Consider the following 880-nt stretch of genomic DNA (forward strand, 5'->3'; position numbering starts at 1 on the left):
GACCGGGATCTTGCGAACCTGCTTGGTGCGGATCAGCTTACGCGCGAGATCGGGGCGGTCGAGCGTGTGCGTGAAGAAGAACCTAAGCGCGCCAACGATGCTGTTCATCGTGGGCGCCGGGACGCCCGCCTCGAGCTGCTCGAACTGGAACTGGCGGATATCCTCGGCGGTCGCGGTGTGGGGAGAGCGCTGCAGCCAGGTTGCGAACCGCCCGACGTCGCGCAGATAGTTACGCTGCGTCTCCGGCCCGAACCTGCGCAGCGCCATGTCGTCCAGCAGGCGCTGGCGCAGCGGGCTGATCGGACCAATCTGTACAAGCTCATTCATCGTTCGACTCCTCAGTTGAAGGAGTCGAAAAGCTCTGCCTATGGCAGCCGACGTTCAATCAGGAGCGGCGCTCGCTGGACGGCTTTACGTCGAGGCTAGCGCCAATCCGCGGAGCGGTTCGTGCACCGGCCAGCATCGGTAAGCACTGCGGCTTAGGCGATCGTGATCGGCTTCGATGTGAGATTCTTACTTCAGCTGCATCTCGATAGTGAATTCGCCGGCGGACGGCCCTGGGGCAGATAGGTCGCGCTGACCTTTCGGTCCGTCGGCATAGGCTTGAACGATTATGAAATATGTTCCGTCGGCCGGCAGGTATCGATCGAGCACGCTGTCATAACCCACGTCGCCTTTATACTGGGCGTCACTCGAACGGAGCATTTTCGGATCGCTCGGGCCGCGCGCTATCCAGACTAGGCTGTGGGCCTCGGAAGAACGCACCGCTACCTTCACGCGCTGCGCCAATCGCCCTTCGAAGCGGTAGAGGACGGCCGCCCGCGCTGGGTCGAACCGGGACACAGCCGCCTGTGCAAAATTGCCCGAGATTAATTGCCCG

2 protein-coding genes are annotated in these 880 nt (G+C 62.2%); both read right to left on the reverse strand.

Annotation, left to right across the window (positions count from 1 at the left end):
• Positions 1 to 327 (reverse strand): phage integrase N-terminal SAM-like domain-containing protein (locus ACTIFP_RS17650; RefSeq protein ID WP_439569984.1); only part of this gene is annotated, 327 nt, incomplete at its 3' end.
• Positions 328 to 513: 186 nt separating this feature from the next.
• The coding region (locus ACTIFP_RS17655) for a hypothetical protein (protein WP_439569985.1) at positions 514 to 880 on the reverse strand (367 nt) is incomplete at its 5' end.

The sequence above is a fragment of the Sphingopyxis sp. genome, from assembly GCF_051861155.1.
In the GTDB taxonomy this organism is placed as follows: Bacteria; Pseudomonadota; Alphaproteobacteria; order Sphingomonadales; family Sphingomonadaceae; genus Sphingopyxis.